The 15,030-nt window shown below is 70.9% G+C and carries 12 protein-coding genes and 1 pseudogene; 6 read left to right on the top strand and 7 right to left on the bottom strand.

Features of this window, described 5'->3' with window-relative positions:
* Positions 1-100 precede the first annotated feature (100 nt).
* The 5 genes from AB5J50_RS40030 to AB5J50_RS40010 are packed head-to-tail and all read right to left on the bottom strand — an operon-like array spanning position 101 to position 6,988.
* Positions 101-1,612, bottom strand: a complete 1,512-nt coding sequence (locus tag AB5J50_RS40030) for an adenylosuccinate lyase family protein (RefSeq protein ID WP_369263557.1) — start codon at positions 1,610-1,612, stop codon at positions 101-103.
* The gene (locus AB5J50_RS40025; protein WP_369263556.1) at positions 1,609-3,588 is read right to left on the bottom strand and encodes an FAD/NAD(P)-binding protein; all 1,980 of its coding nucleotides are present in this window, start codon (positions 3,586-3,588) and stop codon (positions 1,609-1,611) included. Before AB5J50_RS40025 ends, AB5J50_RS40030 begins: the two co-directional genes overlap by 4 nt.
* Positions 3,585-4,823, bottom strand: a complete 1,239-nt coding sequence (locus AB5J50_RS40020; RefSeq protein ID WP_369263555.1) for an FAD-dependent monooxygenase — start codon at positions 4,821-4,823, stop codon at positions 3,585-3,587. Before AB5J50_RS40020 ends, AB5J50_RS40025 begins: the two co-directional genes overlap by 4 nt.
* A 4-nt stretch (positions 4,824-4,827) precedes the next feature.
* A complete protein-coding gene (locus tag AB5J50_RS40015) occupies positions 4,828-6,396 on the bottom strand; it encodes a class I adenylate-forming enzyme family protein (protein ID WP_369263554.1) in 1,569 nt (522 codons plus the stop codon).
* A gap of 40 nt (positions 6,397-6,436) precedes the next feature.
* Positions 6,437-6,988: an SRPBCC family protein gene (locus tag AB5J50_RS40010; RefSeq protein WP_369263553.1), complete on the bottom strand. Its 552-nt coding sequence runs from the start codon at positions 6,986-6,988 to the stop codon at positions 6,437-6,439.
* 198 nt (positions 6,989-7,186) lie between these two features.
* Between AB5J50_RS40010 and AB5J50_RS40005 the strand changes: the two genes are divergently transcribed.
* Complete coding sequence (locus AB5J50_RS40005) at positions 7,187-8,158, top strand: NADPH:quinone reductase (protein ID WP_369263552.1); 972 nt, start codon at positions 7,187-7,189, stop codon at positions 8,156-8,158.
* Between the two features lie 260 nt (positions 8,159-8,418).
* Here AB5J50_RS40005 and AB5J50_RS40000 read toward each other — a convergent pair whose 3' ends face one another.
* Together AB5J50_RS40000 and AB5J50_RS39995 are read right to left on the bottom strand one after the other, a co-directional pair.
* A complete protein-coding gene (locus AB5J50_RS40000) occupies positions 8,419-9,660 on the bottom strand; it encodes a sensor histidine kinase (protein ID WP_369265644.1) in 1,242 nt (413 codons plus the stop codon).
* Between the two features lie 366 nt (positions 9,661-10,026).
* Positions 10,027-10,164: pseudogene (locus tag AB5J50_RS39995) on the bottom strand (ribonuclease domain-containing protein); the annotation flags it as partial.
* A gap of 409 nt (positions 10,165-10,573) precedes the next feature.
* Here AB5J50_RS39995 and AB5J50_RS39990 point away from each other — a divergent pair.
* The 5 genes from AB5J50_RS39990 (at position 10,574) to AB5J50_RS39970 (ending at position 14,861) form a co-directional block, all read left to right on the top strand.
* Positions 10,574-12,079: a transcriptional regulator gene (locus tag AB5J50_RS39990; protein ID WP_369263551.1), complete on the top strand. Its 1,506-nt coding sequence runs from the start codon at positions 10,574-10,576 to the stop codon at positions 12,077-12,079.
* Positions 12,076-12,645, top strand: coding sequence for a helix-turn-helix domain-containing protein (locus AB5J50_RS39985; protein ID WP_369263550.1), 570 nt, complete (start codon positions 12,076-12,078; stop codon positions 12,643-12,645). The genes AB5J50_RS39990 and AB5J50_RS39985 overlap by 4 nt, the downstream gene beginning before the upstream one ends.
* 196 nt (positions 12,646-12,841) lie before the next feature.
* The gene (locus AB5J50_RS39980; RefSeq protein ID WP_369263549.1) at positions 12,842-13,558 is read left to right on the top strand and encodes a ParA family protein; all 717 of its coding nucleotides are present in this window, start codon (positions 12,842-12,844) and stop codon (positions 13,556-13,558) included.
* A complete protein-coding gene (locus AB5J50_RS39975; protein ID WP_369263548.1) occupies positions 13,555-14,427 on the top strand; it encodes a hypothetical protein in 873 nt (290 codons plus the stop codon). Before AB5J50_RS39980 ends, AB5J50_RS39975 begins: the two co-directional genes overlap by 4 nt.
* Before the next feature lie 122 nt (positions 14,428-14,549).
* Positions 14,550-14,861 (top strand): hypothetical protein, encoded by a 312-nt coding sequence (locus AB5J50_RS39970; protein WP_369263547.1) that lies wholly within the window; start codon positions 14,550-14,552, stop codon positions 14,859-14,861.
* Positions 14,862-15,030 lie beyond the last annotated feature (169 nt).

Here is a 15,030-nt window from a genome sequence, read left to right as displayed (position 1 = left end):
GGGGATGGGACGGGTAGGGGCGGTGGGGGCGAACAAAAAGGATCCGCTCCCCCAGCGCGCCGGGGAGAGCGGATCCTTGGCTCCGTACGAACAACTCGGTCTACGCGGCCCGCGGACGCAGGGCCCGGTCCACCAGAGGGCCCGCGCCCCCCGTGTACCCAGCCGGATCGCACAGCACCGCCAACTCCGCGGCACTGAGGAACCGAGCAACCGAGGGCTCCTCCGCAAGCACCTCCGGCAACCCCCGCCCACTCTCGCGCACAACACCCACCGCATCGCTCAGCACCTGCTTCGCCCGAACCTTGCCCAGCCGCGGCGCGAGCACGGCAGCGATGCGCTCGGACACGATCTGAGCCCCACTGTGCGCAAGGTTGTCCCGCATGCGCCAGGGGTTGATCACCAGCCCCTCGGCCAGCTCCACGGCCGTATGGGCAGAGCCGCCCACCAGCCGCAGACACTCCCGCAGAAGCTGCCACTCGGCATGCCAGGCACCGGCGGAGCGCTCGTCCTCGGAGAGCAGACACTGTGTCAACCCGGCTGCCATCACAGGGACTTGAAGCGCGGCGGCACGCATCAGCGTGGCGAGCACCGGGTTGCGTTTGTGCGGCATCGCCGACGAACTGCCACGGCCGGCCACCGTCGGCTCGGTGACCTCGCCGACCTCCGTCCGGGTCAGCGACTGCACATCCACCGCGATCTTCCCCAGCGCACCGGCCGTGAAGGCCAGCACCGAGGCGACGTCCGCGATCGGCGTGCGCAGCGCATGCCAGGGCAGCACGGCGGGCGCGAGCCCCGTCTCGGCGGCGAACGCCTCGACGAGCCGGTCGAGATAGTCGCCCGCGTCCTCGGCCACACCCTCCACGCCGACGCCACCGACGCCACCGTCGTGACCGTCGTGACCGTCCAGGCCTACGTCACCGACCGTGCCCATGCCCTCCGCGCCGGCGATCGCCGCGTACTCCAGATATCCCGCCAGGGTCCCCGCGGCACCCCCCAGCGACACCGGCAGCCCCCCGTCGAGCACCCGCTCGACCCGCCGTGCGGCGTCGAGGACCAGCTCGCGCCACCCCGCCGCCTTGAGCCCGAAGGTCGTCGGCACGGCCTGGAGGGCCAGCGTGCGGCCCGCCATCAGGGTGTCACGGTGCTCCAGGGCCAGGGCGCCCAGCGCGTCGGCGATCCGGGCCAGGTCGGCGCGCAGCAGCCGCAGCGCCCTGGCGGTGACCAGCATCGCCCCGGTGTCCAGGACGTCCTGGCTGGTGGAGCCCCGGTGCACGTACTCCGCCGCGCCCTCGTCCTGGGCCGCGACAGCCCGGGTGAGCGCCTGGACCAGGCCGACCACGGGGTTGGCGGTCTCCCGGGAGGCGAGCGCGAGGGCGCGTGCGTCGAAGCGGTCGGCGCGCGCCGCCCGGGTGATGATGTCCGCCGCGGGCTTCGGCACCGTCCCGAGCCGTGCCTGGGCACGGGCCAAGGCGGCCTCCGCGTCGAGCATGGCCTGAAGCCATGCCCGGTCGCAGACGGCCGCCTCGACGGGGGTACCGGCACGCACGGGGGACAGCAGACCCGAGTCGGTCAGCACGTCCGTCTCCTGGTGTGCGTCCAGTGCGTGGGTCACACGATCACTCCTGTCAGATCGGTGTCGTCGGTCACCGGCCGTACCCCGGCGGGTACTTGGGCGGCCGGGGGCAGTCCGAGGACGGCGCGGGCGATCGCGTCGGAGTCGCCCAGGGTCACCGAGTCGACGCCGGGCCGGATACCGGCCGCGGTCACCCAGTGCACGGACTCGGTGGGCACGCCGTAGGCGAACCGGCGCGGGTGCGCCCGCCCGCGGGCGTCGAGGAGCCGGTTGGGCCGCTCGGTGACGGCGAGCCCGCCGGTCTCGTAACTCGTGCCGCAGGAGCCGTCGATCCGGAACGGGCCCGCCTGTTCGGTGTTGATCAGATGGCTGAGCAGCGGGTCGTCGGTGCGCCGGATGTCGGGCTCGGGCAGCCGCGCCTCGATCAGTGCGGTGGCGCGGATCGGCTTGCCGGGTACGGCGGTCGAGTCGGCGACGAAGACCTGGTTGAGGGTGTCCAGGCGGACCTGGGTGCCAGGGCCGGTGATCTCCAGGACGCCGGCCTCGATGAGCGCGACCATCTGCTCGATACGGGCGGCGGGCGGGCCGATGGAGAGGAAGGCGTTGAGGGGTGTGTACCAGCCCTCCAGGTCGTCGCGGTGCGAGTTGCCCTCCAGGCCGCCGTGGTCGACGGCGAGCCGGATCTCGTTGCGCAGGTCGCGCAGGACGTCCAGGGCCGCCTTGAGCGGTCCGCTGACGTTGCCCGAACGGGCCTCCACCACGTCCTGGCGCAGATAGCCGACCAGCCACTCCTGGAAGTCCTCGCGGTCGGCGAACTTCCGCTTGCCGTACGGCCGGGAGAGCTTCTCCCAGTCCCAGCGCTCGCCGCTGTCGATGCCGTACGAGTCGAGCAGCGCGTCCGGGCTCTCCCCCTCCTCCAGAGCGAGGTAGGCGCTCACCAGCGCCTCGCGGTCGGCGTCGCGGCCCTTCGCGGAGAGCAGCGTTCCGTAGTAGACGCTCTCCACCTCACGGGAGATGTACGGCCACAGGTCGGCGGTGAAGTTGACGCGCTCGCCGTCCTCGGAGCGCTTGCGCAAGTCCTCGATGTACTGGCCGGTGAGCAGCTTCGGGTAGTAACGCCCGTACGCGCCCTTCTCGTTCTCGCCGCGCGCGTGGTACGGGACGCCGCGCCGCGAGAAGGCGTACAGCTTGGGCTCGCGGCCCGAGGGGTGGTAGACGAGCTTGCCGTCCTCCTCGGCGAAGCTGCCGCCGCGGCCCAGGGTGAACAGGGCCATGTGGTCGAAGAAGTTGAGGCCGAGTCCGCGGATCAGGACGTTCTGGCCGGGGGCGATGGAACTGAGGTCGGCGTCGGCAGGGTTGCAGGGCGTGATGTAGGTCAGGTAGTGGATCCGGGCCAGGCTCGCGGTGCGGGCCTCGCGCGGGGTGAGGCGCGCCGGCAGGTGACCCTGCGCCAGGATGATCGCGTCCAGCTGGTTCAGCCGGGTGCCGTCCTCCAGGCGCAGGCCCTGCGGACCGCCGGGGACGCCGTGCGTGTCGGCCATGGCCACCGCGCGGGAGGAGTGCACCGTCACCGTGACGTGCTTCGGGGCGCGGGCGACGACCCGCTTGAACGCGTCGTGCAGATAGCGGCCGTAGAAGGCGCGGCTGGGGTACGAGTCGGGGCCGAGGCGTTCGGCCTCCTCAAGGGTGTCGTTGTCGTAGCCGCCGAACTGGCCGAGCAGGGACAGGCCCTGGGCCCATTCGTACAGGCTCGGCCCCGGCTCGATGGGACCCTCGATCTGCGAGCTGTCGTCCGTGTAGACGGTGATCTGCGAGGCCACCGTGTTGGTGAGCAGATGCCGGGACTGCTGGGCGCGCCAGACCGCTCCGGCACCGGCCGGGGACGGGTCCACGACGTGCACGGTGACGTCCGTGTGCGTGGGCCGCTTGCGCTCGCCCGCGCACAGGCGCTCCAGTACGGACAGACCGCGCGGTCCGGCGCCCACGATGGCGACCTGGAGACGGCTGCTGCTCATTCCTGAACTCCATTCAGATTCGGGTGGGTGGAGAGGTAGGCCGGTGCGGGTGTGGTCGCGCCGAAGTCCCGGGCACCGTGCATCCAGGCCACCTGGTCGTGCAGTTGGCCGGGGGTGAGCTTGGACAGGAGTGCGTTCCTGGCGAGCGCGGCACCGCCGGAGGGGTGCCACAGCCGGGTGCTCTCGCGCGCGGCGAGCTGGATCGCGGCGGTGCGCTCACGGCGGTCGGCGGTGTACTTCTCGAAGCGCTGGGACACGTCGTCCCCGCTGCCCTCCTCCAGCAGGTCGCCGAGGTGGACGGCGTCTTCGAGGGCCTGGCAGGCGCCCTGGGCCGCGTAGTGCAGCATCGGGTGGGCGGCGTCGCCGAGGAGCGTGACGCGGCCGTCGGTCCAGGTGTCGACCGGGTCGCGGTCCACGAGCATCCAGGACCGCCAGCCCTCGCCCAGCTCGACGAGGCGCTGCGCGTCCGGCCCGAGGGCAGCGAACTGCCGTCGTACGTGCGCCTTTTCGGCGGGGACGCCCGCGAAGGCCCGGGTGCCGCCGTCGTCCTTGCTGCCCGCGAGGTTGAGGTGCTTGCCGCCGGCGATCGGGTAGTGCACGAAGTGGCAGCCGGGGCCCGTCCACCACACCACGGAGGTGTTGCGGCGCAGTTCCTCGGGCACCCGCTCCATGGGGATGACCGCGCGGTACACGGTGATCCCGGAGACGCGCGGGTCGCCGTCGCCGACGAGCTGTGCGCGGACGGCGGAGTTGATGCCGTCGGCGCCGATCAGCGCGTCGCCCGAGACCCGTTCACCGCTCTCCAGTACGGCAGAGGCGCTCGTACGGTTCTGCTCATAGCCGGTGACGGCGCTGCCGCCGCGCAGTTCGATGGTGTCGAAGGCCCGGCACGCGCCGAGCAGGAGGGCGTGCAGCTCGGCGCGGTGCACGACGACATAGGGGTTGCGGAACCTGCGCTGGTACTCCTCGGTGAGCGGCAGGCTGGTCACGTGCTCGCCGCTCACGCCGTCCATGAACCGCAGTTCGTCCATGTGGACGGCCAGGGCGCGCGCCGCACCGCCGACGCCCAGTCGGTCCAGGGCGTGGATTCCGTTGGGCGCCAGCTGGATGCCGGCGCCGATCTCGGCGAACTCCGGGGCCCGTTCCAGGACGACGGCACGATGGCCGCGCTGTGCCAGGGCGAGCGCGGTGGCGAGCCCGCCGATGCCTCCGCCGGTGATGACTGTCCTGATCATGTCGTCACCCACCCTGGTTCGTGAGCACGCGGGCCAGTTCCAGGCGCTTGATCTTCGTGGTGGCCGTCTGCGGCAGATCGGCGAGCCGCCACTGCACGGGATCGGCCATGGGCGGCAGCCCCTCGGCCGCGGCCCGCCACGCTTCGAGATCCAGCGGTACGTCGTCCTTGGTGCACACCACGGGTACGGCCCTGCCGTCCGCGCCGGGGATGATGATGACCTCGGCGAGGTCGTCGAGCCGGGCGAACAGCCGGTCCTCGGCGGCCAGCGTGGAGCCGAAGCCCTCGATGACGTCGACCTCCCGGTCCAGCAGATGCAGACAGCCCCACTTGGTGCGGTAGCCCACGTCTCCCATGCGCCACCAGCCGCCCTCCGACAACTGCTTGTCGTAACGCGCCTGTTCGCCGAGATAGGTGACGATGCGGCCGTCGCTCTTCACCTCGATGAACCCGGGGTTGTCCTTGGACGGCGGCTGCCCGTTGCGGCTGACGACCCGTACGTCCGTCATGCCGGGGAAGGGCATCCCCACACAGCGCCCGTCGGCCTCCGCGGCCCGCCGCCTGCTGAAGGAGCGCGCGACGGCCGGCCCGATCTCGCTCTGCCCGTACAGCTGCCCGAAGACGGGCGCCCGGCGGTCCGTCGCACCCAGCAGCCGCTGTACGGTCCGCGGGTGGATGGCGTCGAACGTACTGCTGTAGAGCTTGACGTTGGACAGGGGCCGGCGCGGGTCGTCCGCCAACTCCTCCCATTTCATGAAGGAGTTGGGGTGGGCCTCCAGAATTCCGGGCCGCAGCCGCGCGAAAAGCTCCCCGACATGAGCGGGGTCGGAATCGGCGAGTACGACGATGGGAAATCCGCGATGCAGTGAGATCGCGAGCGCCGTGAACAGCCGGGAGTGCACGAACGACACATGCATGGCGATCGTCTCGCGCCCCCGGACGATCGGCGTGACGACAGAGGCCTGGGGCCGGTAACGCGCCTGCAGCGTCCGCCCGGTGTGCACGGCGAGCTTCGGTGTGCCGGTGGTGCCCGACGTGTGTGTGATGAGCGCCGGGTGCTCGGGCGGCATGGTCACCGCGGCGACGCGCTCGACTCCCTCGAACTCGCTCAGCGCGGTGGCGGCAGGGTGGCTGCCGGAGGTCAGCAGCACTCCGGACGCCAGCCCGACCACCGAGCCGGGCAGCTCCTGCTCCAGCTTCGCCTGGTCGGTCACGAGATACGGCCGGTCGGTGCGCCGCACCAGCTCGGTGACCGTCTCCCCGTCGAGCTTGGGCGACAGCAGCACCGGTACGGCGCCGACACGGGCCGTGGCACACGCCAGCAGGGTGATGTCGAATCCGTCGGACTTGTAGATGACCACGCGGTCGCCGGGCCTGACCCGTGCCGCCCACAGCCGGGACGCGAAGTCGTCGACCAGGTCGGCGACTTCGGCGACCGTGGCGCGGCGCCCGAGGCCGGGCGCGATGTCGAGATCATGGTCGAGAATCAGTATGTTCGCGGGGTGCCGGGCGGCCGCTCGCTCGAAGAGCGTCCCGAGCCGGATTCCCCGGTTTCCTATCCGTTGCAGCAACACGTGCTCGCCCTCTCCTACCCAGGCTTCACAGGCTCGGAATTCAGCTCTTGAATTCGCCTTCGATGACGTCCTTGATGCGCTCCACGGTCGCCGCCAGATCCTTTTCCAGCTTGGCTCCCCAGTCGGCGAAGAACGCCTGCTTCCGCTCCGCGTCCATCTCCGCGGTGATCCCCCGGATTCCCTCCGTCGGGGCGCCCATCCTGAAGTGATGGACCAGTCGGCTGCCGGCGCCCTCGCCCTCGATGTCGAAGGTCCAGACGCTCTCCTGCTTCCGCCCCGTCGAGTCCTGGATCGCCCACGAGAAGGTGACGCCTGCCTCGGCCGCGACCACCTCGGAACGGGTGCTCCAGGCACCGCGCACGACGGGGGCCCACGCGACCACGTCCTCGTCACGGTGGTTGTCACCGCGGAAGACGGCACCCACGGTGGCGGCTTCGCCCTCCACCCACTCCCCGCCGACGCACTCCTCGCTCCAGTCGCCGCTGCGGCCGAGGTCGCTGACGACGGAGTAGACCTGAAGGGGCGTGGCGTCGATGTGCACGTCGGCCGCGACCTTGAACAGAGAGCTTTCCTCAACGACGTTTTCACTCACGGTCTTGTCACCCACGGTCTTGTCACTCCCGGTGTTTTCCGCTGATGCCGGAATGCTGCGCCGATTGGAGGGCGTGGGCAAAAGGGCGTGTGAGGGTCCGTCAAGTCCAATGGGCGGTGCCACCACGGGACTTGGGACTTGACGAAGAATGCGTGGGCTTCGCGCGAGTGTCCTCCCCCGGTGGAAGAATCCAGGGCCATGCGTGCCGCCTATGCCGAACAGCTCGGCTCACCCGACGTCATTCGCTACGGAGAGCTCGCCGCACCCGTGCCAGGTCCCGACGAGGTCCTCGTCGACGTACGGGCCACCACGGTCAACCCCGTGGACACCTTTGTCCGTTCAGGGGTCTTCCGTACGCCGCTGGAGTTCCCCTTCGTCATAGGGCGCGACCTGGTGGGCACGGTCGCGTCGGCCGGGGGCGGGTTCGCCGTCGGCGACGCGGTGTGGTGCAACAGCCTCGGCCACGGCGGCCGTCAGGGGGCGGCGGCCGAGCAGGCGGTGGTGCCGGTGGACCGGCTCTACCGGCTCCCGCCGGGCGTAGCCCCCGAGATCGCGGTCGCCGTGGTCCACCCGGCCGCCACCGCGTATCTCGCCCTGTTCACCCACGGCGGTCTGTGCCCGGGCGAGACGGTTCTGGTCGCCGGGGCCGCGGGCAACGTGGGCGCCGCGCTGGTGGTCCTCGCGGTGCGCGCGGGTGCCCGTGTGATCTCGACGGCGGCGCCTCGCGACCACGGCTACTGCCGGAGTCTGGGGGCGGCCGAGGTCGTGGACTACCGCGACCCCGACCTCACCCGCCGCCTCGCGGAGCTGGCCCCCGCCGGAGTCGACGTCCACGTCGACACCTCCGGCCGCAACGACCTCACCTCCGCCGTCGCCCTCCTCGCCCACCGCGGCCGCATCGTCCTGCTGGCCGGTGCCAAGGACGAACCCGTCCTCCCGGTCGGCCCCCTCTACATGAAGGACGCCTCCGTACGGGGCTTCGCCATCTCCCACGCCACCCCCTCGGAACTCGCCTCGGCGGCGACCACCATCAACGACCTGCTGTCCCGGGGCCTGTTGCGCCCCCGCGCCATGGAACCGCTGCCCCTCAGCACCGCCGCGGACGTCCACCACCGCATGGAACGCGGTGAACTGCACGGCAAACGGGTCGTCCTCCACACCAACTCCTGAACCGCCACGGGGTTCCTCGCCCCCGCCGCCCCTACCCCTCCCATCGGTTGTGTGTCGGGTGCGGGTGGGTGGGGGCTGGTCGCGCAGTTCCCCGCGCCCCTTAGTTTTTTAGGGGCGCGGGGAACTGCGCGAGCAACCCCCACCGGCCGGCAGCCGACTGCTAAGGGGCGCGGGGAACGGCGCAATCTTTTAGGGGGGGTCTGGGGGCGCAGCCCCCAGGATGGGACGGGTAGGGGCGGCGGGGGCGAGGAAACCCACCGTCAGCCGCCCCACGGCAGCCACGCCCCCACCCGGAACCCCCCGTCCCCTCCAGCCCCGTGCTCCAACCAGCCCCCCGCCAACGTCGCCCGCTCCGTAAGCCCAATGAGCCCCTGCCCCGACCCGGGGACATGGGGGACGTCCCCCGGAGGCGCGGGGTTGTGGACGGACACCGTCAGGCCGTCCCCGGGCGCCCCGCGGAGCGTCACCGTGACCTCCGCACCCGGCGCGTGCTTACGCGCGTTCGTCAGCCCCTCCTGAGCAATCCGGTACGCGGTGCGCCCAACGGACGCGGGCACGGCGCCCGGATCGGCGACACGGTTGTCGAGGACGACCTTCATGCCGGCCGAGCGGGACTCGGCGACCAGCCCGTCGAGCCCGCCGAGCGTCGGCTGCGGCCGCCCCGCATCGTCGGAGTCCCCGGCCCGCAGCACCCCGATGATCTCCCGCAGATCCTGCAACGCCTCGTGCGCGCTCTCCCGGATCACCCCGGCCGCCCGCGCGACCTCCTCGCGCGGCGCGTCCGGCCGGAACTCCAGCGCCCCCGCGTGCACGCTCAGCAGGGTGAGCCGATGCGCGAGCACGTCGTGCATCTCGCGCGCGATGGCCTCGCGGGCGAGCCGCTGCGCCTGCTCGGCCCGCAGCTCCGCCTCGGTCTCGGCCCGCCGCGCCCGGTCCCGCAGACTCAGCATGAGCTGGCGCTTGGACCGTACGAACATGCCCCAGCCGACCACCGTCGCGGTGAGCAGCGCGGTGACGGCGACCGCTGCGGCGTACGGCAGGTCGGGGTCGGGACGCAGCCAGAAGAACAGCGGGGTCAGCGCGAGCGAGACACCGGCGAGCCATCCCACGTATTTGAAGGGCCGGTGCACGGCGAGGGTGAACAGGGCGACCATGGCCGCGCCGCCCGCGGTGTTCGAGACCAGCCCGACCGGGACCATCGCCACCGCGAGCCCCAGCGGCCGGCGCCGCCGCAGCCAGACCGCCGCGCAGGCGAGCGCGCCGAGCCACTGGTCGGCGACGGCGAGACCGTGCGGGGTGTTCGGGTCGTGGTTCAGCGTGTTCGCGGCCGCCAGCCCGATGACGACGGCCAGCAGGAAGCATCCGAAGTCGACGATCCAGTCGCGCACGGTACGGCGCGGCCGCCCGCCCCGGCCCGCGCGTTCGGCGTCGGGGTCCAACTCGGCGACCACGGCCGAGGGCAGCAGCCATCGCCGCCCGGGCAGGGCCTGCCCCGCGAGCACCGGCCGCCCGGCCAGTCCCTCCGTCGAAGACGCCGTCTCGCGCGCCGGATGGTCACCAGTCACGGTCGACAAATCTACGCAGGCGCGCCCGCCGCTACCTCCCCGGCGACCGGGATCACCGACCAAAGTCGCACCACTTCAGACTTTCGTCCCGCCCCGTCGCGGCGACCCGCGACTTCGGCCGGACATGCCTCACCCCGCGGCCGATGAACGTGGGGGAGCCGCGGGGCGAGGGTCATGACATGAAGCGGATTCTGGAGCTGTTCGGTTGTGCCGCCCTGGTTCAGGGCGCCCTGGGCCTGGTGCACGGGATCACCGGTGGACCACCGACGGGTCACCAGCCGATCAGGAGCCGATCGCAGCGGATCAGCAGCTGAAGTTGATCAGCTTGAAGGTGACGTAGTGGTCCGAGGTGTAGTAGTCCTCCTGCGTCTTCTGGCCGGTCACGATGCGACGGGCACCACGCGTCGAGGAGCCGGGCGTGATGACCGTGTACTCGTGGTAAATCCGCCGCACCCTTCCGACCTGGGCTTATGAAGGCCGGAACGGCTGTGACCTGCTAGGACGGGTTGCAGAGGTGATCGGAGGCAGTCAGAGGAAAACGCTCTGATTCGACCCTGGTTCGACCCGGGCCGCTCAGAGCCGGTCAGAGGCAATCGCCCTCTGTTCCCGGCTCCGACTCGGCCGAGGTCGGGCGGTGTCGATCAGGGCGTGAGTCCCCTGACGGCCATCCCGATTCACCGTGGTCGAGCCGTGATGGGGACGCCTGCCTCCACTCGGGCCAGGCATACGAATGCCTCCAGGACGGCAATCCTGGAGGCTTCGCTGGCACCGATTGGAGGTCGGTTCCGGACACCACCCGTGGTTTTAGCGGGCCTGGGTGGCGTCCCTGTCTTTGCGAGACGACCCCACCGTGCCACACCTCACCCATCAGGCAGAGCCACAGCAACAGCTCACTCACCCATACGGCCGACTGGGCCTCCATCAACTGCCGTCGGCTGCTGCCGATCTCATCCTGCTCGGGGACCTCACCGGCCGCTACGCGACGGGCAGTTACAGCAGACTCGGCTCCGACGGCCGAACTCTGGTCCCACGTGAGGACCGTCAGGGCGCATCCGAGCACGGACACAGGATCACAGCGGCCATCGCCTGCCACGTGGCCCGCGCCAGCGGAAGTCTCGACCAGCTGACCCAACTGCTGCTGCACCCCGAGCACGAGGGCGGGCGGCACGCCCGGAACATCGCCCTGCGCTCCGGACAGGCCCGCGCCCTCGACTACATCCGCCGGGTATGGGCCAGCGCGACGGCTGCCGTCAACAGCACGATCGGGGTGGAGTCCCGCCACCACGCCCACGAGGTCCTCGCCGCACTGCGCGACCGTATCGAGACGACGCCCTGGCGCGGTGAGCGGGGGCGCACCGCGCTGCGGGTGCTGCGGGCGCATCTGAACTTCGCCGAGATCGCGGGCAGTCCTCTGCACCACGCCAGCGAGCGGCAGACCGCGGAGGAAGCAGGGATCTCCCGCACGACTCTGCGGGTGGTCTACGAGAGGGTCCTCAAGCCGGGAGGCTGGCTGCGCCGTCTGCGGGTCGGCCAGGGCCGGGAGGGCTCGACCTGGTACCTCAACGGGGGCAGCACCCACGGCCAGGACTCCCGCGCCCTGCTGTCTCGTTTCCGGACCACTCAGTACCCCCCCGACCCGGCACTTGAGGAGTGGCCCACTCCTGGGACAGCCACGACGGCCGACATCGACTCCACCGTGATCGCCCGCCTGATGGGCCACGACGCCTTCGCTCACGACGGCCTCGGTAGCTCCGCCCTCATGCTCCTGGGCGCCCTGCACATCCGGCCTGTCCAGACGGCCGGTGAACTTGTCGGCACGGCCTCCGTCTCCCGCGCGACCGCCTACCGGACCTTGCGACACCTGGCCGGGCTCGGTCTCGTGCACCACACCGGCGAGACCTGGTCCCTCGCTCCCCGCGCCCTGGAAGGTTTCGGCAACCGTCCTCAGGCGGCCGTCACCGGCCCGATCCCGCGCCGGGCACAGGGCTGGGACGAGGTCGCCCAGCTGTACGGCACCACCGGGGTCGCGGCCCGGCGCAAGGCCCTTCACGCTGCCCAGCGGGCGGCATACCGGGAGGCACTGGACCGGCTCGCGGAACACCGCAGCAAGGCCGTGGTGATCATCCGCGACGGGCACCAGGTCCTGGTCCCCGCCCCACGTCCCGACGAGATCCCGGCCGCCTGGCACGCCCCCGACGGGTCCGTCCTCGACCCGGCCACCGGCCGCCCCGCCACCGGCTGGCGGGCCGCCACCGATGGCCGACTGATCCTCATCACCCCATCTGACCAGCGCAGTTACGACGAGCTGGCAGCTGCCCATGCCGAAGCCCTCAGCGAATGGGAGTCCGCCGCATGAACCCACAACCTCCACCCGAAGGTTCCGAGACCGAAGCCATCACCGCTCCAGCGCTCCGCGAGCAGTACGAGGGCGGGGCCACGGTCGCCGAACTCGTCGCCACCAGCGGCCTGTCGTACGGCACGGTGATCAACCGGCTGCACGAGGCCGGAACCGTGATGCGCACCTCGTGGCAGACCCGCAGAATGCGCGACGGGCAAGCCCGCCGCAATCTCGCAGTCCGTCTGCGCCACCTCTACGAGCAGCACGGCGCGACACTCACGGAGTTGGCCGCAGCCGGGGCCGGGACGCGACGTGCCGCACGGCGGCTACTGATCGAAGCCGGGGGCACGCCCCGCACCACCCAGCAGACCCTCCGCATCCGCTCCGCAGCGGATGCCGCAGTGCGCAAGAAGCTCGCGGCGTCCTTGCGGGCGCGGTACGAGGCCGGCGCCACGGTCCCGGAACTCGCCAAGGAGTGCAACTACTCCATCGCCACCGTCTACCGACTCCTGCACCAGGCAGGCACCCGTATGCGGCCCCAGCACCGCCATGGCCCCGCTCGCCGCGCTGGGAAACGGGCATGACCGCACCAAACCAAGCCCTCAATCGCTTCGCCCACCGTGTCCTTCAGACGCGGAACCCTCCCGAGGGCCATCCCGGCTGCGGCTCCCTGGCACGGGCGCCTCCCCAGTTCGCCAGGAGTCGTGCTCCCAGAACGGCACGGGTTCCACCGACCCCCACGAGACAACGCACCTTCCATTTTCAGGAGATCAAGCACACGTGAACGAGAACACCCGTGACAAGACCCTGGCGGCAGCCACGGCCCGCGCCTGGGACGCCTTCGTGATCGTTGTCGGCATGCTCAAGGGCGGCACCGGCAAGACCACCTCCGCCTGGTTCATCGCCCTCTACTACACCATCGTCCTGGGACTGCCGACGCTGCTGCTGGACGCGGACGCGACCAGCCAGTCCGCCTACGACTGGTTCAAGATCGCCCAGGCCGAGGGCTACGAGATCCCGGCAAATCTGGTCGTCGAGCGATATCCCTTCGACGACATCGCCGAGTACATCCGGGCCAAGCGCGCCGAGTTCGGCGCGATCGTGGTCGACGCCGGGGGCGGCAGCGCCAGGATCTTCCACGAGGCTGTCACCGTGGCGAACCTGCTGCTCGTGCCGGTCGCTCCCACCAAGATCGAGCGCCGTAAGCTCTTGGCCACTTTCGACGAGGCCGAGCGCGCCGCCGCCCGCAACGACCGCGACGTCACCGCCCACGTCGTGCTGGTCAAGGCCGACGATCGCACCAGCCTGCCCCGCAACGCGAAGGACAAGCTGCTTGAGCCCGCCGAGGGCGAGGGGGTCGGGCCGGACCGCAACGAGCCGTTCCCGCTCGCTGAGACCGTCATCCACTCCTGGGTGCACTACATGGAGGCCTTCGGCGAGGTCCCGACCGAACTGAGTGAGTACGCCGAGCTGATGAAGGAGCTGACCCAGGCATGACGGACAAGAATGAGAAGCTGAAGCCTCCGCCGCGTCGCACCGGCCGCACCCTGGGCGGGGCCAAGAAGACGGCTCTTCCGCCCCCGCCCCCGACCGCCGAGCTCACTCCCGAGCAGTTCGCCGCCGAACAGGCCACCGCGGAGGGCGAAGGCCGTGCCGATGCCGGCGCGCCGCAAGTTCAGCCCGCTCCTTCCACCGATCCCGTCGAGGCGTCGGCGCAGAGCCCGGGCGAAACGAAGACCAAGGTGTCGCAGCCCTACCCCCAGCTGACCGTTGAGGCGACGCCGAGCGGTCCCGTGCAGGAGGCGACCGCCAGTCAGCAGGCTCACCCGGCCGTCATTGTCCCCGAGTTCCGGATGGAATCCGCCGTGCATCCGATAGAAGGGCAAGTGCCGCCTGGGGCCCCGGCTGCCCAGCCTGCGGCACCTGCGGTCCAGCCCACGCAACAGGCCGAGCCGATCGCTCAGCACGGGCTGTCTCAGGTCCCATTCGCGGCATCTGGTGCGGCCCCGGCCGCCGAAGTGGCCGTTCGCCCGGCCGTTGCTCCGGTCCCAGGCGGCACGGCCTTCCCGGTGAGGACCGACGCTCCGGGATCTCACCAGGAGCAGGACATGCGCTCGCCGGCGGCGCCCAGCGAAGGGACGCCGTGGGCTCAGGGCCCCGGTCGGCCCAGGGACATTCCCGAGGCCGCCGTCGTCCTCAACCAGCGCATCATCGCGCGCGAAAGTCTCGACTCGTCGGTCCCCGCCGCGCTGAAACTGAAGAAGCGGATCAAGCGCTTCGCGCTGGACAACGAACTCGACCACCTGCCCATCGGCGACATCGTCTCGGTCGCGCTGGACGAGTGGCTCAGCACCCGCGGCTTCTGAGGCGGCGTCATCTCGCAGGGGTGTTCGCGAACGCTTCTCTCGTTCGCGAACACCCGTCCCCGCAGCTATTCCACTAGGCAGCTAGCTATCCGCCTACCCGGACCGACCGGAGTAACCCTCTCGTGCCCGATCACTCCCACTACGCCCGCCGACTGCGCGACATCGCCGACGCACTCGACGCCGAATCCCAGCCGGGTGACGACCCGCTGACGCCGCACGCGGAGACCCTGGACATCATCAACAGCCGCCGCACCAAACGCGGACAGCTCAACTACGCCGTCCCCAATCAACTCCAGTTCCAGCGGCGCATCCGCAGGTATAACGCCGACACCGACATCCCCCACGGCGACATCGTCGCCCTCGCCCTCGACACCTGGCTCCGTGCCAAGGGCTACCCGCCCGACCTCAACTCTCCTCCGGCCGATGTTTCGTGAACCCGAACAGCCACGCCATCCGAAGGCGACCCATGCGCTCATCGGCAGCAGCGCAGGGGGAGGTCCAGGCGCCCCGGGTGTCTCTTGCGGAGCGTCCGGCACCCCAGGATTCAACCGCGTTGTCAGTGGCGCCTCTTATCGTGTGATCCAGGCGAACCGTGCGTCTCTT

The sequence above is a fragment of the Streptomyces sp. R35 genome (assembly GCF_041053035.1).
Taxonomy (GTDB): Bacteria; Actinomycetota; Actinomycetes; order Streptomycetales; family Streptomycetaceae; genus Streptomyces; species Streptomyces lutosisoli.
This window is presented reverse-complemented; position numbering and strand designations above follow the sequence as displayed.

Coding starts and splice junctions, on each gene's coding strand:
- AB5J50_RS40025 (WP_369263556.1), bottom strand. CDS start 3,588: ATGAGCAGCAGCCGTCTCCAGGTCGCCATCGTGGGCGCCGGACCGCGC.
- AB5J50_RS40020 (WP_369263555.1), bottom strand. CDS start 4,823: ATGATCAGGACAGTCATCACCGGCGGAGGCATCGGCGGGCTCGCCACC.
- AB5J50_RS40005 (WP_369263552.1), top strand. CDS start 7,187: ATGCGTGCCGCCTATGCCGAACAGCTCGGCTCACCCGACGTCATTCGC.
- AB5J50_RS39985 (WP_369263550.1), top strand. CDS start 12,076: ATGAACCCACAACCTCCACCCGAAGGTTCCGAGACCGAAGCCATCACC.
- AB5J50_RS39975 (WP_369263548.1), top strand. CDS start 13,555: ATGACGGACAAGAATGAGAAGCTGAAGCCTCCGCCGCGTCGCACCGGC.